The following is a 19,938-nucleotide window of genomic DNA, read 5'->3' as shown; positions in this document are numbered from 1 at the left end:
TCTTGGGATAGCCTAAATTTGCAGCTTACTTTTCGCTCTTCAAATAAAAAAGCAGCAACAAAACTCACCGTTCTGCTACTGCCCTTTTTGATAGTGCTACTCTTTTGCTTTTGCATTTTCCTTTTTATCATCTAGTGGCAATTCGGTTGATTCTTTTTCATCCGCATCAGCGATTCCATAAGCTTGACGAACCTTGTGTGTAACCTCTGTCATCATCTCTGGGTGATCACTTAAATATTGTTTTGCATTTTCTCTTCCTTGACCGATTCGATCCTCACCATATGAGTACCATGAACCGCTTTTTTTAACAATCTCTTTTTCGACTGCCATATCGATTAATTCACCGGTTTTGGAGATTCCTTCACCATACATAATATCAACTTCTGCGCGCTTAAAAGGCGGTGCGACTTTGTTCTTGACAACTTTGATACGAACACGGTTCCCGACAATATCGGCCCCATCTTTAATCTGTTCGGCACGCCTTACTTCTAAGCGGATCGTCGAGTAGAATTTAAGTGCACGTCCACCAGGTGTAACTTCTGGGTTACCAAACATCACGCCGACTTTCTCACGAATTTGGTTTATAAAAATTGCAATTGTTTTCGTTTTATTAATCGTTCCTGAAAGTTTACGTAACGCTTGCGACATCAAGCGGGCCTGTAGCCCTACGTGTGCATCACCCATCTCACCTTCAATTTCAGCACGTGGCACGAGTGCTGCAACTGAGTCAACAACAACAATATCGATTGCACCAGAAGAAACTAGGGCATCAGCAATTTCAAGGCCTTGTTCACCAGTGTCAGGCTGTGATAAAAGTAAATCGTCAATATTTACACCTAATTTTGTTGCATAAGCAGGGTCAAGTGCATTCTCAGCATCAATGTAAGCTGCGACACCGCCGTTTTTCTGAACCTCCGCGACTGCATGAAGTGCTACAGTCGTTTTACCAGAACTTTCAGGTCCATAAACTTCAACAATCCTTCCTCGAGGATATCCACCGACACCCAAGGCTTCATCTAAAGCCAAAGAACCACTTGGAATTGTTGAAATCTGGGTATCAGCTTTTTCTCCCATTCGCATAATAGAACCCTTACCAAAGTTTTTTTCAATTTTTTTTAAGGCAGCATCCAGTGCTGCTTTTCTCTCATCAGCCAATCTAATTCCTCCTCAGTCCGACCATGCCTAAGAATAATTCATAGCGGTCTTCCACTCAATAATACCGATTAAAAAAATAAATTGCAAGAAAAATCGAACAAAGGTTCGAAAAAATCATTTTATCAGCTCACGTCTGATCCAATCTAAGCCGGTTAATACACTTCGTTCACGCACCAGTGATCGCTGACGAGCGAAATGATAAAGCTTCGCTTGGACCGGACGATCTTTGAAAGCAAGACCAATCCACACGGTTCCAGCTTCTTTCCCTTCAAGGCATCTGGTCCAGCCACGCCCGTAAACGAGATTCCAATATCCGTTTCCATTTTCTCCTTTGATTTTCGCGCCATCCATTTTGCCGTTTCTTCACTTACGACACCATTAGTTTGAATAATTCGTGCGGGAATATCTAAAAGACCGCTCTTAGCACTGTTAGCATACGTAACAAATCCGCCAGGGAAAACACTGGATACCCCCGGTACGTCACCTAGTGCTGCCTGAAAAGCTCCAGCTGTCAAGCTCTCAGCGGCAGTTATACTTAACCCTGCCTGTAGCAGTTTCTGAACAACAACTTTTACTAGTGAATTTTCATCCCCATAGCCATACATATACTCACCAACACGGCTGCAAATTTTTTCTTCAGTCTCATCCAAAAGCTGCTTGGCCTCATACTCGTCAACAGCACTTGCAGTAAGTCTTAAGGTGACTTCACTCGTTTTTGCATATGGTGCAATAGTCGGATTGGACTGCTTATCAATAAGATCTTCTATTTTTGTTGCCAAAAGCGACTCGCCTATGCCAAAGAAACGTAATACTCGTGAAAAGAGCAAATGATTGTTATGGTATTTTTTATATAATAACGGCTGAGCAAAATTTGCAAACATTGGCTTTAATTCATTGGGCGGTCCAGGCAACAACAAAAAATCGCAGCCATGATCATTTTGGTAATACTCTCCCACTGCAAAACCGGTTTCGTTTTTTAAAGGGACGGAACCCGCTATGTACTGTGCCTGCAAACGATTGTTAGCAGTCATTTCTTTCTCACTTGCCGCATAGTAATGAATTATCTTCTTCATTGCATCTGCATCTTCAATTAGCTTTTTTTTCAAAAAATTAGCAACAGTCTGTTTTGTCAAATCGTCCTTTGTCGGTCCCAAACCACCCATTAAAATAATCAGATCGTTGCGTTTAGCAGCAATCTTGATAGCCTGAGTCAAGCGTTGCGAATTGTCTCCTACGACAGTTTGATGATAAACATCGATCCCCATCCCAGCAAGCCTGCGAGCAACAAACGCTGCATTAGTATTAATGATTTGCCCTAATAATATTTCCGTACCAACTGCGATTATTTCAGTATGCATTTACTTCTCCTCCATATACTAACTACGCAAGGCAGTAATTATTTGTACAAAAATAAGGAACTGAAAAACATATTCCAGTTCCTTAAAAGAGTTACTTATCAAATGAATCAGCGAAGACCTGTTTGCTGTTTACAAAGTAATCAATTCCCGAATATACTGTGAAGAACAAACAGATATACAATAATATTTCACCAAGAGGAATTCCAACAGCCGCAAAAAACACGTTATTCAACAAGAGAAAAATAATGGAGAACATCTGTGTCATTGTTTTGATTTTTCCAGGCATAGCAGCGGCAATTACCTCACCATCATTTTCAACAACGATAAGGCGCAAACCCGTGACAGCTAATTCGCGGCAAATGATAATTGCGGCAACCCAAGCCGGGACCTTCCCCATTGACACCAAAAGAATAAAAGCTGTCATAACAAGCATTTTGTCAGCTAAGGGATCAGCAAATTTGCCAAAATTCGTTACTAAATGTCTCTTGCGTGCTATCTGCCCATCTGCGAAATCAGTCAAAGACGCGCCAGCAAAAATGACCGCCCCTACTAGCTGTGCCACAGGGAGTACCGTGCCTCCAAAATTCAATGTCCCCCATTGTAATGGAATCGTCAGCACTAAAATAAACACCGGAATCAAGAAGATCCGAATCACGGTTAATTTGTTCGGTAAATTCATGTTCCACTCCCCTCTCTTTCATGCTGCATTGCAGCAGTTTACTTGATATTCAACGTCAAAGTCCTAACTGTTAAGGAACTATTATCCTTCATAAAATTAAAATTGCGTCCGTTAATCTCAATCTTCGTCGCTTTTGAATTCCCTAAATTAATAGCAATCGAACTGGCACCTGAAGGGATCTTCAACTCATGATCTTCTCCTGAACTCAAAGTTCCTTGCCACTGCTGTGTTCCATCAACAGAAACGGCAGTCCAAGCACTCGCGTCCTTAACACTGACCTTAACAATGTTTTCTTTAGGACTGTTCTTCAAATTATACACAAACGATGAGCCTGAATTTGAATCTAAGCTAATCCGCGACCCTTTCTTCTTAGCACTGCTGCTATCTTTTTTCTTACTTGAAGTGCTGGATGCCGACGAGCTGGAATCCTTCTGCGACGAGCTCTTCTTAGTAGCTTTCTTTTTGTTCGAACTCACATCATCAGATGAAACAGATACTTTAGTGCTGCTGCTTTGAATCTGCTGTGAATCAGCTGTTTTTTGATGATTGTTCCAAGCAACAAAATAAATAGAACCTAAAATAGCAACAACAATTAAGACAATGATAACTGTGGGCAGGTAGGACAAAAGTCGATTGAATTTATTTGTCTTTGCCATGCTCTGTCTAGTAGACTCTATTCGACTGCGGACATCCTCACGCGTTGCTGCGTTTTCCGTAATATCGGCTGGCTTTGGGGTACCGTCACCAATTTCGTCAAGAAGCTCTTCTGGGTCCATCCCAACTGTCTCAGCATATTGGCGGACAAATGCTTTAACATAAAAATCTCCCGGTAAAGCATCAAATTTTTCGTCTTCAATCGCAATCAAATAGCGCTTTTGGATCTTCGTTATCTGCTGCAGATCATCCAGCGTATAGCCCTTTTCTATTCTTGCATTTTTAAGATTCTTTCCAATTTCAGTCATATTTATTAACTCTCCATTACTGTCCGATTACACTTTCTAAATCCCTTTCTAGTATAGCATAGCTCAAGACAAATATTAATTAAGAATTGATTATTTCAGCCAGCCTCCAGTGACATAAATCGTTTCACCAGTAAGGTAAGCAGCACGTTCATTCAACATTGCCTGAACCCAATAACTGATCTCGCTAGCTGCCGCAAATCGTCCCAGCGGAATCATTTCATCAATTTGAATCTTTTCTTTTTCAGAAAATAATGCATTCATTTGTGTGTTTACAGCTCCTGGGGCAACAACATTGATCGTTATTCCAAGTGAACCAACTTCTTTGCTATATGCTGCTGCAAAAGAACTTAAAGCGCCCTTGATTGCACTATATCCAACTTCCATTGCGCTCCCTGCTCCACCATAAACAGATCCAATAAAGACAATTCTGCCAAAATGGTTACGAGCTAGTTTCTCCTCAACTTTTTGCAGCAAGTATAACGGAGCCGTCAGCTGCATGGAGAGCATAGAGTTAAACTCAGTGGGCTTTAAATCATGAAAAAGGCCATAGCAAGTCGTTCCTTGAGCAAAAATAACAGCATCCAGACCAAAAAGCTGTTCACTCAACTTATCCAGTTCAGTCTTGCTAGTGAGATCGCATTGCAACTGAATAAAATCCTGCTTGGGATATGTTTGTCGCAAGTTCGTGCATAAAGCATCACTTTTTTTCTTATTTCTGAAATAATGTAGGTAAATTGACCATCCTTGGGTGGCCAGATCACGAGCTATTTCACTGCCGATATCCCCTGATGAACCGACTATCAGGACCCATTTCATAATTAAATACCTTCTTTTGGTAAAATTTGATACACACTAACTGCTTCTGAGCGGATAAAAGCTTTACATGCTTGTAAAACATCCTCGAACTCCATTTGCTGAATAACAGCGGCCTTATCGAAAACAGTCGCTCCTTCAAATAAATGACCTGAATATTGGTTAGCAATGCCTTCTAGTGAATTCATGATGTGAATCTGCCGGCCGAGCAACTCTTTTTTGGCCAAGTTAAACTGCTGATAATGTCCCTTTAGTATTTGCTCAGCATTTTCTAAAATATTGATTATATCATGGCAGAATTTTTGTGGGTCATTTGTATCACTACTGATTGAAGCATAGTGAAAACCACGTTCCAATTGAAACATAAAGTCAAAACTATCGTCAATAATACCCTCATTGTAAAGACGCGTATAATTAGCGGAAGTATCACTGAATAGCAGCCAAAGAAGCATTTCAATGCGCATTTTATAGGTCAGACCCGCACGCCCCGCTGGAACTTGGTCTAATCCCTTGACCCCAACGGCTGCTTTTGCACGTTGTGTGTCAAGCTCCAACATTCGATAAGGTATTATATCTTGGCCTGATTCATCATATTTTAAAATTGCCCTCTTAACTTCTTCAGCTGGGGCAAAGTTTTTTCTAGCTTGATTTTTATTTATTAACTCGAACGTTTCCTCAGGATCAACATCTCCAGTAACAAACAAATTCATGTTTCTAGGATGGTAAAAGGTCCAGTAGCAATCATACAAATTTTCAACCGTAATTTTACTAATTGATTCTGTAGTTCCCGCAATATCGACGCTCAACGGATGCTCTGGATACAGATTTTTAAGCATTCCAAAATAAAAACGCCAGTCGATATCATCCTCGTACATCTTTATTTCTTGGCCGATAATCCCCTTTTCCTTTTCGACTGATTGGGCATTAAAATAAGGTTCTTGAACAAAATTCAATAGAATTTCTAAATTTTTCTGTGGATAGCTGGCAGTTGAAAAAAGATAACTAGTATTGGTGAAACTAGTAAATGCGTTTGCGTCTGCTCCATAGTGACCGAACAACTCAAATGCATCATGATCTTTCTTCTCAAATAACTTGTGTTCCAGAAAATGCGCAACTCCATCAGGGACACGTTCCATTTTTGTTTTATGCAGTGGGACAAATTTATTATCAAGTGACCCATAATCAGTCGTCAGAATACCGTAAGTTTTATGATATCCTCTTTTGGGAAGAATATTGACTTCCAAACCGTTGTCTAATTTTTCTTTATACATTTTCTCGCCGAATTGCGCGTACTGCACTATTTCCATTAGTTAACTTCTCCATCTAAAAAATAAATTGACTGCAGCTTTGTTTTTTGAGCTGCTTCAACAACATCATCGAGACTGACAGCATCAAGATCCTGCAGCCATTCTTGAACCGAAACATTTCTTTTCATTAGAATATTTATCAATGCTTGATCCAAGTTGTTCGTTGGACTATCCAATCTGCTCAAAAATGAATTTTTCAAAGCCTTTTTCGTATCTTGAAATTCATTTTGCAAAATTTCACCATTTTTTATATCTTCCAGCTGTTTAGTTATTATTTCCTGAACAGCCATTTTATTCTTAGGTTGTATTCCAGCCTGAACCGAAACAAAACCTCGGAAGCTGTCATATGAACTGTTCGCATAATATGCCAAACTGGATTTTTCGCGTACATTCATGAAAAGCTTTGAGAGCGGCAGTCCTCCAAAAATACCATTAAAGATCAAGGCCGCATAATATCCCTTTTCCCGATAAAAAATAGGTAAATTATAAGCCAAATCTAGTTTTCCTTGTACAACAGCTTGATGTTCATTTTCTTCATTAACCTCCATTTGGAGATCCTGAGTATAAAAAAGCTGTCCCTCAAAAGAATTCCGCTTTGAGAACGGAAGTTCACGTGCTAACGTTTCACACTCTTTTACATCCACATTTCCAGACACAACTATCTCAATTTGATCCTTTGCAATACACTCCAGATAATAGTCGTACAATTCTTTAGAAGTTATCTTCTCTAATTGTTCATAAGTACCAAATGATGGTACTCTTTGTGCTTCATCCGTAAAATAATTTTTTTGCAAAGAAAGCGCCGCGTAGAGCTGCTTATCATCTTTGACACTCTGCATATAGAAGCCCAAATTTTTCTTCTGACGTTCAAATGTTTCCTGCTCAAAAGCGTCATTAAAGACTAACGGTGCAAAAAGACACTGCTTCAAAAAAGCAAAAGCTTCATCGAATAAATTCTCCTCGTCAGCCAAGTAACGTTCATTCACACTATCGAAAACGCAATTCATAATATGAACATTTCCACGGCGCTCAACTGTGATTCCAAAACCAGCACCGTACATTTTTGATAGTTTTTCCGCAACTGCCTTCTGGGTTGGAAAATGTGCACTTGCAGCTTCTAACACATTTGCCAGCAGCATCCGTTTAGTTAACACTTTACTATCAAGAGGTTCAATCAGTGCAATAGCGATTCTTGTTGTTTTGAATTGTTTGTTTGGTGTAACTGTTAAATTCACACCAGGCGTTATTTCAGTACGCACTTCTGTTTCCTCCTCAAAATTGCTTATGTACAATATCATAATTGATTAAAATCAAAATTACAAATAAGCTTCTATTGATCAGTGTGCAGCTTCTGCTTATTCAAGTGCCGCTTACCTTAATTTTAAAAACTACTTAAGCTGCAACCGCAACAAGGCATATTCCTCTGATTAAAGTTGGATACTTTAACCCAAAGAATACACCTCGTTTTTAACGCATGCTCCTTAGTCATTACTACTCTGGAGGAGTATCGTTACTGAGATAAACTTTTCGTGGTTTGCTGCCCTCAGAAGGACCAACCATCCCCTTAGCCTCCATTTCATCAACTAACCTTGCCGCACGATTATATCCGATACGAAAGCGGCGTTGGAGCATTGAAATACTGCATGCTTGCTCCTTAACAATCAGTTGAACTGCATCATTGAAAAGTTCGTCTTCTGAATCTTCAGTCTCATCTTGCGTTGTTTCTTCATCAGAAACAATCAATGACTCATCATACTCAGCTGACTGCTGTTGTTTGACAAAATCTACAACACTTGCCACGTCATTGTCAGAAATAAACGCACCCTGCACACGGATTGGCTTATTAAGCCCCATTGGCAAAAATAGCATATCACCGCGTCCAAGTAATTTTTCAGCACCGTTTGTATCAATTATCGTTCTTGAATCAGTCCCACTCGAAACGGCAAAAGCAATTCGCGAAGGAACGTTTGCTTTAATCAAGCCGGTAATAACATCAACAGAGGGCCGTTGCGTCGCAAGAATCATGTGTATTCCAGCAGCACGCGCCATCTGGGCCAAGCGGATAATTGCATCTTCAACTTCATTTGCTGCAACCATCATCAAATCTGATAATTCATCGACAACAATAACAATGTATGGCAAGAGCATTTCTTCTGAACCCGTTTCACTATTTTGCCGTTGGATCATTTCATTATACCCAGCGATATTTCTCTGACCAGTATTGGCGAATAATTCGTAACGACGCTCCATCTCAGCAACCAGCTTGTGTAAAGCCTTAGACGCTTTTTTAGGATTAGTCACGACCGGCGTCAAAAGATGGGGGATACCATTGTAAACACCCAACTCTACCTTTTTAGGATCGACTAGCATAAGCTTCACTAAATGCGGCGGACAATTCATCAGCAAGCTGGTAATAATACCGTTGATTGCCACAGATTTTCCACTCCCGGTTGAACCCGCAATCAATAAATGCGGCATCTTTGCAAGATCTGCCGTCACTAATTTTCCTGAAATATCTCTTCCAAGAGGAACTTCCAGCGGCTTGCTTTTTTGTTTCTTTTGTGCCTCAATAATATCTCTGAAAGAGACTGTCGAAACTTTTTGATTAGGAACTTCAATTCCAATTAAGGACTTGCCTGGAATAGGTGCCTCGATCCTAATATCCTTAGCAGCTAAAGCTAGTGCTAAATCGTCAGCGAGATTGACAATCTTGCTGACTTTGACCCCAATTGCTGGGTGAAGTTCGTACTTTGTGACTGCTGGTCCTAAGATAGCACTCTTTATATCTACATCGACTCCAAAACTATTAAATGTTTTTTTCAAAACCTGTGTGTTTTTCTCGATTTTTTGATATTCACCACTCTGATCAGTGGGATCAACCCTTTGCAGAAGAGTTGCCGGTGGCAGCTTATAATCATCATTTACCGGATTGTCACCAAAACTTAGCCCCTTCTTTGTAGTTTGCTCATCTTTATTTTCCTTAGAGTTGGATTTGTCCTGTTCCACTCCTGTATTCCACGTGTCAGTCCTAATAACAGCTGCATTCTCTGACTGTGTAATTTTTACTTTCTCTTCACTACCGTTGTTATTCTGCTCTTTTTCAGGCTGAACTTCAGGTTGGCTGCTTTCTTTTTCGACAACCCTTTCCTTTTTTCTGGTCTGTTGTACAGCCGCAATCTTGTGCCGTAATTTTAGAAACCCTTGGTATAATTTGTTCATAAAGAACCGCAGCGTTTCCCTGAAAAAAGCAAGTAACTGATAGAGTGCCTTTCCACAATACTCCAGTACGCGACTAACCGGAAAACCACTGAAAATACATGCACCTACAACAAAAGCCACTCCCGTGACAATATACGTTCCAATTTGCGAAAATAAAAAGTAAGAAGGTGTATATAAGAGTGCACCTAACAATCCACCACCAATGCGGCTTCCTATGCTTCCCGCAGCAATGTCTGCACGTAAATACTGCCAAGTAATACTAATAAAATTAGAATGCAGCTCCAATTGTTGAAAAAAAAGGCTGTGCAATAAAAGCAGTCCACTGGCCAACATAACCCCTGCACCACTTAGGTAATGTTTTTTAGGTTGCGGTTCTTTTCCAGTCAGCAGCAAATAGGCACCTAAAATGATAAGCACAACCTGTCCTGCAGGGTATGCATCACCGATAAACAAGCGAAAAATATTTACACATAATATTCCAACATAGCCGAGTTTCAAGAAACCTAATAAGCCTACAAGAATAAATAATCCACCGCTTGTGCGCTTGGATATAAATTCCGACTTTCTGCTAGTTGTTCGCCTTTTCCTCTTACGTTGTGCCAAAGCTTGATACCCCTCTCACTATTAACTACTTGGTCTGATTATAACATAAGTACATCGCAAGACATTATCCCAGCTACGATGATGAGGAGGTTCCTTAGATTAAATAAACAGTATGCTTTTCAAATTAACACGACCAAAAAGATTATTTAAGCTTGTCATTTTCATAAACATGACTTTTTTCCAAAGCAGGAAAGTTTTGCTGTCTCAACGCCTCGTAAATTACGATTGCAGCTGTATTAGATAAGTTCAATGCTCTAATATGCGTATCATTTTGTGGTATTCTGATACATTTGTCTGCGTTTTGCCGCATAAATGGCTCCGGCAGCCCCGTTGTCTCCTTGCCAAAAATAAAGTAGTTGTTTCTGCCTTCATGATTATATCTGACCTGAGTGTATGCATGTTCTGCAAATTTGGAAACAAGATACAGATCATCGGCAACTCCCAGCGTCTGCATGAACGCCTGCAGGTTTTCATGATATGTTATTTTCACTTTATCCCAATAGTCCAATCCTGCTCTTTTTAAATACTTATCATCTGTTGAAAACCCCAAGGGCTCGATCAAATGCAGCTCCGTATTGGTTCCTGCACACGTTCTTGCAATATTTCCTGTATTAGCCGGCATCAGCGGTTCAAATAAAACAATGTGGTTTGCCATGATCTTTCCTTCTCTATTCATATTTTTTTAAACAAAAAAAGCGTAGCCATTCGGTGTGGGCACGGCGAACAGCTACGTTAATGAAGTACAATCATTCAACAACTAACGACTCTGTTCCGTTAATTGTTAACAACCGATTTCTCTACGCTATAATACCATTCCAGCTTTTGATTTACAAGTTATTTTCAAAAAACAATTAGTTTTCAATCGTTTTCAACCATTAAAAGTAAAACATCGACTGTTATTTTGGCTAATCCAGTTGCAAGTGCATCATCAATCTTGGTTTCAGCAGCCCCCCAGTGCAATGGTGTCATGTATAGTAGATCTTCAAAAGATGTCTCTTTAAGTGTGAATTCATAATTGATTCTCTTGACTCTAGCCTGAGGATAATGCTGTTTAAATAAGGACAGAACTTCAGCATTGCTATAAGAATAATGATTATCATTTTTTTCATACAGCATGTGCCTCAATTCAATCAAATAGTTTTCATTAGGGATGACTTTGAACAATATACCACCCTTTTTTAAAATCCGTTCAAATTCTCCATAGGCCGATGGTGAAAACATATCAATGATTGCGTCAAACGAATTCGCAGCAAATGGGAGCTGAGCTAAATCAGCGATACAGAAAAAAGCTGAACCCTCTCCCTGCGTTGCCAGATTAATTGCCCTTTTTGAAATATCAAAACCAACATAGATATCCTTGTTACTTTCACGTTTATTTTCAAAATACTTCAGAGTTGAACCTTCACCACATCCTGCATCAATTATTCGCAATGACCTGTTTTCGGAAAGAAAACTGCTTATTTCATCAACAATTGGTTGAAACAAACCCGCCTGCAAGACATTACGCCGTGCCTGCCACATAGTTTCATCATTATAGTCGCTTTTAACACCATGCTTCAAAAAATAAAGTGTCCCCTTTTTTGAAAAATCAAACAAGTGCCCTTGATCACAGCTGACGCTTTTATGTACTATTTTTTCAAAACTTCTGCCACAAACAGGACATTTAAAAATTCCCAGATTTCTAGCAACAAAATCCATCCCGTACTCGATTTTTTTCACACTTTTCCTCCGTCCAAATTAGCTACTCAACCTTAAGATATTTGCCCTTTACCAGGTCTATTAAGTCACCCTGCCGCAAACAAACAGATCTTCCAACTTTGCCTGCCGAAACAGAAATCTTATCAAATTTTTTTATTCTTTCATCAAAGTAAATCGGAAAACCCTTACGAACACTAATGCCGATTGGAGTATTAGCCCCGTGAACATAGCCTGTAATATTAATTAATCTTTTATTATCGGCTAAATGAACTTGCTTTTTCCCCAGCTCATTAGCAATTTTTTTTAGATTTATTTCATATTCTAACGGCAGACAAACAACAAGATAGTCGCGGACGTTATCGCTTCCCTTTAAAACGATTGTTTTTAAAATACTTTTGGCTGGCACGCCATTTGCTTCTGCTTCCGTCAACGCATCCTTGCCCTTTGTAATCCAGTCGAAGTGGGTTTCACGGTAATCAATATGATGTTGATCAAGTATTCTTTCGTCATTTGTCTTTTTTATTTTGGCCTTTTTTGCATGCTGCTTCACTCCTTGTCAATCTTCATCTATATTATAACCTGCCCCTCATAATTAGTCATTTCTTGATAAACACGAATGATATATGTTAAGCATTCCTTTTTATTTGACTTTCAAATTAATTTAGGATAGATTTAACAGTGTTTGTGAACCAAAAGTCACTAATCGACGAATAATATTTGTAAATTTAGAATGTGAGGTCTTTATATTGCCTGTTTTTGATTATGAAGATATTCAATTAGTTCCTAATAAATGCATCGTTAAAAGCCGTTCTGAAATCGACACCAAAATAAAATTCGGCCCAATGACCTTTAAAATCCCTGTCGTTCCTGCTAATATGCAGACTATCATTGATGAACCGCTGGCTGCTTGGCTTGCACGCAATGGTTATTTTTATATCATGCATCGTTTTGACGAAGAAAAGCGGCTCCCTTTTATACAAAAAATGCACAGAGAAGGCCTTTTCGCTTCAATCTCGGTTGGCGTCAAACCACAAGAGTATGATTTTATCAATGTCTTAGCTGCTAAAAGGGCTTTCCCCGAGTACATTACGATTGATATTGCTCATGGACACGCAGAGACAGTTATTGATATGATTCAGCATATCAAGAAAAATCTCCCTGGCACCTTTGTGATTGCAGGTAATGTTGGTACGCCCGAAGGTGTGCGTGAACTTGAAAATGCTGGCGCAGACGCGACCAAAGTCGGAATCGGTCCTGGAAAAGCATGCATTACAAAATTAAAAACTGGTTTTGGAACCGGTGGTTGGCAACTTGCTGCTGTACGGCTTTGCAGCAAGGCTGCCAGCAAGCCAATCATTGCAGATGGCGGAATCCGCTACAATGGGGATATTGCCAAGTCAGTTCGTTTCGGTGCTTCAATGTGTATGATCGGTTCACTTTTCGCAGGACATAAAGAAAGTCCCGGTGAAGTTATTGAAAAGGATGGTCACAAATACAAAACCTATTTTGGATCTGCATCACAATACCAAAAAGGCCAGTACAAAAACGTTGAAGGCAAAAAATTATTAGTTCCTTATCGCGGTACCATTGCAGATACTCTACGAGAAATGCATGAAGATTTGCAGTCATCCATTTCATATGCAGGAGGTCGTGATCTAGCAGCTTTGCGCAAAGTCGATTATGTTATTGTCAAAAACTCAATTTTCAACGGAGACAGCATTTAGCTCTGCTCCCCTGAAAGAGAGTGTGACATAAGTCGGGAAAATTTGAGTAATAACTCGAAATTACGAACATAGCGAGTACTTTGCTATGAGTAATTCGAAGTCAGACGGAGAATTTTGACTTATGGAACACGTTTATACGGAATAAAAGAGGAGTCCGCAGCCATTTGATTGGTTGCGGACTCCTTGTTTAGTTTAAAAATTACAATCAGGTTTTAGTAATATTTGATAATGCTGCCAACATGTATTTTAGGAAAATCAAAAGGCTTGAGATAAATTCCGTTATGCTGTGGCGTTTCTGGCACTTCACTGAAACAAAGCGTCGCATGCCCAATCATTTCCATATTGCTCTTCACCAGTTGACCTGCATAGACGACCTCATACTCCTGGTCATCTATGCTTATCTTATTTCCTGCCGCAATATCATAATTAGCATCTCCACTTTTTGAAAATCGTTGAACAATTGAAACACGTCTCAATTTAGTCGATGCGGTCTCATCAAAAAGTATCAACAAAGGATCATTTTTCGAGATAGCTTCCGGACCTATTTCAACAACTTCTGCTTTTAACATAATCGTCTGACTCCTTCGAATTATCTATAGAATAATCACATTGTATCATATGTCTTTAAGGAATACTCAGTGCAATGTTTCTCCGCTTTAATTAAGTTGTACCATTTTTTTGCTTTCCTGGCGTATCAGAGCTTTGTACATTATGTGGTATACTATCTATGATTAAACAAGCAATTAGGAGGTTTTAAAATGCAAGAAACAGTTTTATTTGGCACCTATACTAAAAAAAAGTTCTAAGGGTATCTATCGTGCTATTCTCAACACTGACCAGAAAACATTAAGCGCACCAAAAGTATTTGTTGAGATCCAAAATCCAACTTACCTGCGTTATTCGGCAGATAATGTTTTGTATACGATTTCAAAAAAAGATCAGCATGGTGGCGTTGCCAGCTATGCCTTGTCCTCTTCCACACCTACTTTCCAGAATGAAGTCCTAGCAGCTGGTGCTCCGCCATGTTATATCGGCATTGATGAAGAAAAGCAGCTCGTCTTCACTGCTAATTACCATGAGGGCACCATCACAGTTCTTAAAACTGATAAGCACGGCAAATTGGTCAAAAAAGACGAGGTACGCCATCACGGCAGCGGGCCCCGCCCAGAACAGGAAAAATCTCATGTTCACTATACTGATCTAACACCAGACAGACGACTGGCAGTCTGCGACCTTGGTGCTGACAAACTCTATACGTATGACGTATCCTTTGACGGGAAGTTAAACTTGGTTGCAGAATTTTCAACTGCTGCTGGGTTCGCACCGCGCCATCTGGTCTTCCACCCAAGTGGCAAATATGCTTTTCTTGCCGGTGAGCTAAGCAGCAAGCTAGCACTGCTAGCCTACGACCAAAAAACGGGCAGGTTTACTCACATAATGACTGTGTCTACGATTCCAGCCACATGGAATAAGCACAATGGAGCTGCAGCTATCCGCATATCCCAAGATGGAAAATTTGTTTATGTTTCCAATCGTGGTCACAATTCACTTGCTGTTTTTGCATTTGATGCTGCAAAAAAGCACTTGGATCTCATTGAGTATGCACCTACTCAGGGCGACTTTCCACGTGATTTCATGCTTGATGCAACTGGCAAATTTATTGTGGTGGCTAACCAAAACACCGACAATGCAACTTTGTTGAGCCGTGATACTACGACTGGCAAGTTAACCTGCATTCAAAAAGATATTACCATCCCCGAAGGCGTTTGTGTTGCCTTCATCGATTGATTAAAAAATATTACTTGAAACTAAGGGAACTAACTCATATTGCTTCTGCATTTGAAACCCTTAGTTCGTATGAAAAGCATGTGACACGTATGCCAGTGAAATTTTATTTTTTGCTATCCGTAAACCGCTTCGCCAACAGGCGACAGCATCTGCTCATATTGTTGGACTACTATTACCGTAAAAAAAGAACTTATCCTAAACAGGATAAGTTCGCAGTAATAGTTTGCATGGATAAAACAATCAAATTTTTTTAACCACGGTAAAAAACTAACCAATTATATGATTACTCATACCTTGGTCTCAAGGTCTCATAAGTTTTTTTCCTTATGATTTGACTCTGGCAGTCTCACGTTGATGTTTCCAATTTTAATCAATGGCCGTACTATGAGAGCGGTTCTGGGAAAGCACAGTGGTTTCGCTTGGTGCAGTCGAAGCTTTTCCGCCTCACCTAAAATCCAAACTTGGAACCATGACTGGTAAGGACTTATTTTCTTCGCAAGTTACTCTTTCTTATGTTTAGTCAAGAACAGCTTATGCCATACAACGGTAAAGTTTGAGGCCGACAAGCGAGTTTGACCTATGAAACACGTTTATATGAACCAAAAAGAAGAGATTAGTGAAAATCAAAGAACGATTTTCACTAATCTCTTTTATTTTGAAGGACTTATGGCACAGCCCCCTCTTTTTTGCCCATCTCACTTAAATTCAATCGGCTTAGTTTCCGATAATGAAGGACAAAAATAATTTAGCTATGTTGAAGTAAATCAGAACAGAGGTCAGATCACTCAAAGTCGAAATAAAGGGGCCTGATGCGACTGCAGGATCTACTCCAATCTTATCCATCAAAATGGGAATGAGACTTCCCGCCAGATTTGCAACAACAATAGCACACATCATTGCCAACCCAATTACAAAGCCTAGAACAAAATTATTCTTCCAAAAACCAACGATGACCATAATCGTCACACCTGTAATTGTTCCGATTACAAGACCTGTAAAAATTTCAGCAATGATCGTTCGAAATAAGCTCTTATCATCGTCGCCTTTATAAGCTAAGTGCCTAACAGCAACCGCCAGACTTTGTGTTCCAGCATTACCCGCAGTCCCGGTTATTGAAGAAATAAAAACGGCCAAAATGCTGGCTTCACTAACTAGGTGTTCATAATGCGACACCAAAGTTGCAGTTGACATTCCCAAGAAAAGAAGAGTTATCAACCACGGTAATCTCTTAGCAGCCGCCTTGATTGGATTATCTGGACTTTCTTCAATATCAACACCGGCTAATCCTGAATAATCCTCCGCTGATTCTTCATCAATAACATCGATAATATCATCAACTGTGATAATTCCGATCATTTTGTCATCATAATCGGTGACAGGAATTGCCAAAAAATTATAATCACGAATCGTCTTAGCAACATCTTCCTGATCTTCATCCACTTTGACTGACATTACCTGGTCATTCATGATTTCCTGAATCAACATATCATCTCCACTGATCAGCAGTTCTCTCAAAGTTACCACACCTACTAATCTGTCATCATCATCAACAACATAAGTGTAGTAAATAGTTTCTGCTTCTTCAGCTTCTCGTTTTAGCACATGCATTGCCGAACGTGCTGTTTGGTTGCCGACGATCTTAACGTATTCTGTCGCCATGATGGCACCAGCAGTCTTGTCTTCGTAATGCAGCATTTCTTTAATTTCATCCGCTTTTTCGCGTGACATTAGCCGCAAATACTTTGGCAAATCTTTTTTATCCGCAAAAGCCAAAACATCAACCGCATTATCCGTATACATTTGCGTGATCACTTTGGCAGCATAATTAGGTGACATCTCTTTAAAATAGGCAACAATACTTTCTGGATCTTCTTCAATAGCATCAAAAGTATCACCGAGTTCAGCTGGATCTAAGTAGCGATATACACGAGCCCGTTGTTTTTCATCTAAACTAGTAAAAATCTGCGCTTGTTCATAGACGTGCAGGTTTAAAAAAAGCTCTCTGAATTTGGTTGCTTTTTGCTCATCTAAAAGAGAAAGGATTATTTGTTTTTTTTCATTATTTGTATTTTTGTTTTCGGCCATGATCGGCTTACCTCTTTAATTATTTTTTTGAATAAAAGTTTGCATATCATGGGGCAAGTCACACCTGATCCTAATTACCTTATCTAAAAAAGGATGCCTGAATATAAGCTGTTCACAATGAAGTGCCTGCCTTTGCAGCGGCATGCTTATTTTTCCTCCATACAGAGTATCCCCAACAAGCGGGTGCTGAAAATACGCACAATGGACTCGTATTTGATGTGTCTTCCCCGTATGAAGCTGAATGCGATAAAGAGTACTCCCGCTTAACTGTTGGACCCTCTGCAATTCCGAACTTGCGTTAGTTCCACCAGCAACTACTTTTCTTCTTATGATCGATGCTGGATCCCTGCCTATAGGAAGGTTTATTAGTATATGCTGCTCCTCCACTTGCCCTGTCAACACAGCAAGGTAATACTTCTGTACATAGTGACTTTTTAACTGTTCATCCATTAAGGAATGTGCGTAACGATGTTTTGCAAACAACACAATCCCTGACGTGTCACGATCTAATCGTGTCACAATGTGAGGAATGAGTCCCCAATAGTGTCTGAGCTGGTAGTAACCCCAAACGCGGTTTACAAGAGAATCACTAGGATGTAATGGAGACGGAATTGAAGCTACACCTGCTGGTTTGTTGATGATCAGAAAATCTCGATCTTCATACAGAATATCCAATGGGACATATGAAGGGGACAAAAATTTTTGGCTTTTCTGGTGGAAGAACAAGTGTTATCCTATCCTTCTGCTGCATCTTATCAGTTTTGCGTCCCTCCCGGCCGTTAAGTAGTATACTGCCACCTTGGTATCTGACTTTGGTTAGCAAGCGGCGTGAAACCCCCTTTAACTTCAAGAACGTTCTCACCTTGATAGGCGAACCGCCTGTATATGTCCAACTAATTTGCATATTCTGCACCGATAAATGCATCTTGAACTCGCTGCCAGAACTGCATATGACGATATTTAGCAAAATGGATACTTTGCTTAGACGTTTTAAACGTTATTTGTTTTATCTGGCGTCCATGGTAGCTATTCTGATCAACCGTCAAAATGTAATCACTTTCCCGGTTAGGATACAGGGTAACCCAATCGTTTGGAGCAATTATCATTGGCGAACTCAAAGTACGAAAAACACGGTTATTGATCGATCCGATTTCAGTCATTTGCAAAACCTTTAAATTCGGATGAATGACAGCTCCACCCAATGATTTATTGTACGCGGTCGAACCTGTTGGAGTTGAGATGCAAAGACCATCCCCACGAAATTTTTCGAAAAGTTCCCCGCCAATATAGACATCCGTCACCATTGTGGCACTATTCCTCTTTAGAGTCGCTTCATTCAGCGCTAAGAAAGTTTCGGGACGCAACTGGTCCATATAACTGACCTTAACATCTAATAAGGGATAGCTGACAGATTGACCATTGTCTGACTGCAGACTTATAACAAGATCATCGATCTCATCATCTCTCCAGTCGGTATAAAACCCTAGATGCCCTGTGTGAACACCAACAAAACGTACCTTGTCCAAAATGTTTTTATATTGATGAAAAGCCGACAAGAGAGTCCCATCGCCCCCCACTGTCACGACAATGTCAGGATTATCATTATCCAGTATAAAGTGAGTGTCTTTAAATTTTTGATGCAGCTTCCGGCTGATCATCATTGACTTGCGGCCCTCATTAGCAAAAATGGCTATTTTCATAACTGACCTCTTTTATCTACATTCTATCTGCTAAAATCTGTGTAACATCATTAAAGATGTTTGCATAGTACACTTATATAAAAGTTTTTCCCTTTCGAGTTTAATTTCACTAAATCATTCAGCTTCCGTATTTAAAAAAATCATTGCCTCTAGTTTGTAACGTATTAACCACCACTCAACTATAGCATACCAGTACCTAATCATTGTTCTTTGTGTCCACGCTTATAGGAGAATAAACTCTGTGCTTCTTGTATTTCTTCTCTGATAGCAGTCATTTCTTTATCTAGTTGAAAAGCAGCCTCAGCTGCACGCTGAAGACGATCAGCTAATTCTTCTGGGAATTCTCCTTGGTACTTATAATTCAATGAATGTTCGATCGTTGCCCAAAAATTCATCGCTAAAGTTCTGATCTGAATCTCAACCAAAACTCTTTTCTCACCCTCTAGCATTTGAACTGGGTATTCAACGACAATGTGATATGAGCGATAACCACTCGGCTTTTTGTTTAAAATATAATCTCGTTCGTCAATAACATACATGTCTTCTCTTTTTCTGATAAGCTTAACAATCTGATAGATATCATCCACAAATTGACACATAATTCGAACTCCCGCAATATCTTCCATATCACTCGCTAAACGTTCATAACTGATTTTTCGCCGCTGCATTTTCTCAAGAATACTATCGATAGGTTTAACACGTCCAACTACGAATTCAATAGGTACGTGTCTTTGCGATAATTCAAACTGGTGCCTTACCGCTAGGAATTTAGCTTTGATTTCCGAAACGGCTTGTTCATAGGGCAATAAAAAATTATCCCACTTTTTTATCACAATGATCCCCTCTG

Annotated in this window: 15 protein-coding genes and 3 pseudogenes; 2 read left to right on the top strand and 16 right to left on the bottom strand. The window is 39.7% G+C overall.

Going from position 1 to position 19,938, the window contains the following annotated elements:
* Window positions 1-96: 96 nt before the first annotated feature.
* From recA to JCM15457_RS03860, 11 genes and pseudogenes are all read right to left on the bottom strand, one after another.
* Entirely contained in the window at window positions 97-1,155 is a 1,059-nt protein-coding gene (gene recA / locus JCM15457_RS03910) for a recombinase RecA (protein ID WP_034987847.1), read from the bottom strand.
* 114 nt (window positions 1,156-1,269) lie between these two features.
* A pseudogene (locus JCM15457_RS03905) lies at window positions 1,270-2,513 on the bottom strand (competence/damage-inducible protein A).
* A gap of 91 nt (window positions 2,514-2,604) precedes the next feature.
* Window positions 2,605-3,192 carry a CDP-diacylglycerol--glycerol-3-phosphate 3-phosphatidyltransferase gene (gene pgsA / locus JCM15457_RS03900; RefSeq protein WP_034987845.1) on the bottom strand — a complete coding sequence of 196 codons (588 nt, stop codon included), beginning with the start codon at window positions 3,190-3,192 and terminating at the stop codon, window positions 2,605-2,607.
* Between the two features lie 38 nt (window positions 3,193-3,230).
* Complete coding sequence (locus JCM15457_RS03895; protein ID WP_034987843.1) at window positions 3,231-4,154, bottom strand: helix-turn-helix domain-containing protein; 924 nt, start codon at window positions 4,152-4,154, stop codon at window positions 3,231-3,233.
* A gap of 90 nt (window positions 4,155-4,244) precedes the next feature.
* Window positions 4,245-4,970 (bottom strand): elongation factor P 5-aminopentanone reductase, encoded by a 726-nt coding sequence (gene ymfI, locus JCM15457_RS03890; RefSeq protein ID WP_034987841.1) that lies wholly within the window; start codon window positions 4,968-4,970, stop codon window positions 4,245-4,247.
* Between the two features lie 2 nt (window positions 4,971-4,972).
* The gene (gene yfmH, locus JCM15457_RS03885) at window positions 4,973-6,274 is read right to left on the bottom strand and encodes an EF-P 5-aminopentanol modification-associated protein YfmH (RefSeq protein ID WP_034987839.1); all 1,302 of its coding nucleotides are present in this window, start codon (window positions 6,272-6,274) and stop codon (window positions 4,973-4,975) included.
* On the bottom strand, window positions 6,274-7,533 hold the full coding sequence (yfmF, locus tag JCM15457_RS03880; protein ID WP_034987837.1) for an EF-P 5-aminopentanol modification-associated protein YfmF: 1,260 nt from the start codon (window positions 7,531-7,533) through the stop codon (window positions 6,274-6,276). The genes yfmH and yfmF overlap by 1 nt, the downstream gene beginning before the upstream one ends.
* A gap of 232 nt (window positions 7,534-7,765) precedes the next feature.
* Window positions 7,766-10,096 (bottom strand): DNA translocase FtsK, encoded by a 2,331-nt coding sequence (locus tag JCM15457_RS03875; RefSeq protein ID WP_034987836.1) that lies wholly within the window; start codon window positions 10,094-10,096, stop codon window positions 7,766-7,768.
* A 142-nt stretch (window positions 10,097-10,238) separates the two neighbouring features.
* A complete protein-coding gene (gene trmL, locus JCM15457_RS03870) occupies window positions 10,239-10,751 on the bottom strand; it encodes a tRNA (uridine(34)/cytosine(34)/5-carboxymethylaminomethyluridine(34)-2'-O)-methyltransferase TrmL (protein ID WP_034987833.1) in 513 nt (170 codons plus the stop codon).
* Window positions 10,752-10,954: 203 nt separating this feature from the next.
* Entirely contained in the window at window positions 10,955-11,815 is an 861-nt protein-coding gene (locus JCM15457_RS03865) for a methyltransferase domain-containing protein (protein ID WP_034987827.1), read from the bottom strand.
* 22 nt (window positions 11,816-11,837) lie between these two features.
* Window positions 11,838-12,344: an aminoacyl-tRNA deacylase gene (locus JCM15457_RS03860; protein WP_034987824.1), complete on the bottom strand. Its 507-nt coding sequence runs from the start codon at window positions 12,342-12,344 to the stop codon at window positions 11,838-11,840.
* 196 nt (window positions 12,345-12,540) lie between these two features.
* Here JCM15457_RS03860 and JCM15457_RS03855 point away from each other — a divergent pair, with 196 nt between their 5' ends.
* Window positions 12,541-13,518 (top strand): GMP reductase, encoded by a 978-nt coding sequence (locus tag JCM15457_RS03855; RefSeq protein WP_034987821.1) that lies wholly within the window; start codon window positions 12,541-12,543, stop codon window positions 13,516-13,518.
* Between the two features lie 212 nt (window positions 13,519-13,730).
* On the opposite strand, the gene JCM15457_RS03850 is transcribed toward JCM15457_RS03855, so the two are convergent.
* On the bottom strand, window positions 13,731-14,087 hold the full coding sequence (locus JCM15457_RS03850) for a PTS glucitol/sorbitol transporter subunit IIA (RefSeq protein ID WP_034987818.1): 357 nt from the start codon (window positions 14,085-14,087) through the stop codon (window positions 13,731-13,733).
* A gap of 189 nt (window positions 14,088-14,276) precedes the next feature.
* Here JCM15457_RS03850 and JCM15457_RS03845 point away from each other — a divergent pair.
* A pseudogene (locus JCM15457_RS03845) lies at window positions 14,277-15,306 on the top strand (lactonase family protein).
* Window positions 15,307-16,020: 714 nt separating this feature from the next.
* Here JCM15457_RS03845 and mgtE read toward each other — a convergent pair.
* From mgtE to yjbM, 4 genes and pseudogenes are all read right to left on the bottom strand, one after another.
* The gene (gene mgtE / locus JCM15457_RS03840) at window positions 16,021-17,391 is read right to left on the bottom strand and encodes a magnesium transporter (protein WP_034987812.1); all 1,371 of its coding nucleotides are present in this window, start codon (window positions 17,389-17,391) and stop codon (window positions 16,021-16,023) included.
* A gap of 15 nt (window positions 17,392-17,406) precedes the next feature.
* Window positions 17,407-18,295, bottom strand: a pseudogene (locus JCM15457_RS03835) (RluA family pseudouridine synthase).
* Window positions 18,285-19,091 carry an NAD kinase gene (locus JCM15457_RS03830; RefSeq protein WP_034987809.1) on the bottom strand — a complete coding sequence of 269 codons (807 nt, stop codon included), beginning with the start codon at window positions 19,089-19,091 and terminating at the stop codon, window positions 18,285-18,287. The pseudogene JCM15457_RS03835 and the gene JCM15457_RS03830 overlap by 11 nt, the downstream one beginning before the upstream one ends.
* A 200-nt stretch (window positions 19,092-19,291) precedes the next feature.
* Complete coding sequence (gene yjbM, locus JCM15457_RS03825) at window positions 19,292-19,924, bottom strand: GTP diphosphokinase (RefSeq protein WP_034987806.1); 633 nt, start codon at window positions 19,922-19,924, stop codon at window positions 19,292-19,294.
* Window positions 19,925-19,938 lie beyond the last annotated feature (14 nt).

Source organism: Liquorilactobacillus sucicola DSM 21376 = JCM 15457 (assembly GCF_000612445.1).
GTDB lineage: Bacteria > Bacillota > Bacilli > Lactobacillales > Lactobacillaceae > Liquorilactobacillus > Liquorilactobacillus sucicola.
This window is presented reverse-complemented; position numbering and strand designations above follow the sequence as displayed.

What these genes read in the sequence shown, in the direction of transcription:
- JCM15457_RS03830 (WP_034987809.1), bottom strand. Translation starts at nt 19,091, where the DNA reads ATGAAAATAGCCATTTTTGCTAATGAGGGCCGCAAGTCAATGATGATC.
- JCM15457_RS03895 (WP_034987843.1), bottom strand. Translation starts at nt 4,154, where the DNA reads ATGACTGAAATTGGAAAGAATCTTAAAAATGCAAGAATAGAAAAGGGC.
- ymfI (WP_034987841.1), bottom strand. Translation starts at nt 4,970, where the DNA reads ATGAAATGGGTCCTGATAGTCGGTTCATCAGGGGATATCGGCAGTGAA.
- pgsA (WP_034987845.1), bottom strand. Translation starts at nt 3,192, where the DNA reads ATGAATTTACCGAACAAATTAACCGTGATTCGGATCTTCTTGATTCCG.
- yfmH (WP_034987839.1), bottom strand. Translation starts at nt 6,274, where the DNA reads ATGGAAATAGTGCAGTACGCGCAATTCGGCGAGAAAATGTATAAAGAA.
- trmL (WP_034987833.1), bottom strand. Translation starts at nt 10,751, where the DNA reads ATGGCAAACCACATTGTTTTATTTGAACCGCTGATGCCGGCTAATACA.
- mgtE (WP_034987812.1), bottom strand. Translation starts at nt 17,391, where the DNA reads ATGGCCGAAAACAAAAATACAAATAATGAAAAAAAACAAATAATCCTT.
- JCM15457_RS03850 (WP_034987818.1), bottom strand. Translation starts at nt 14,087, where the DNA reads ATGTTAAAAGCAGAAGTTGTTGAAATAGGTCCGGAAGCTATCTCGAAA.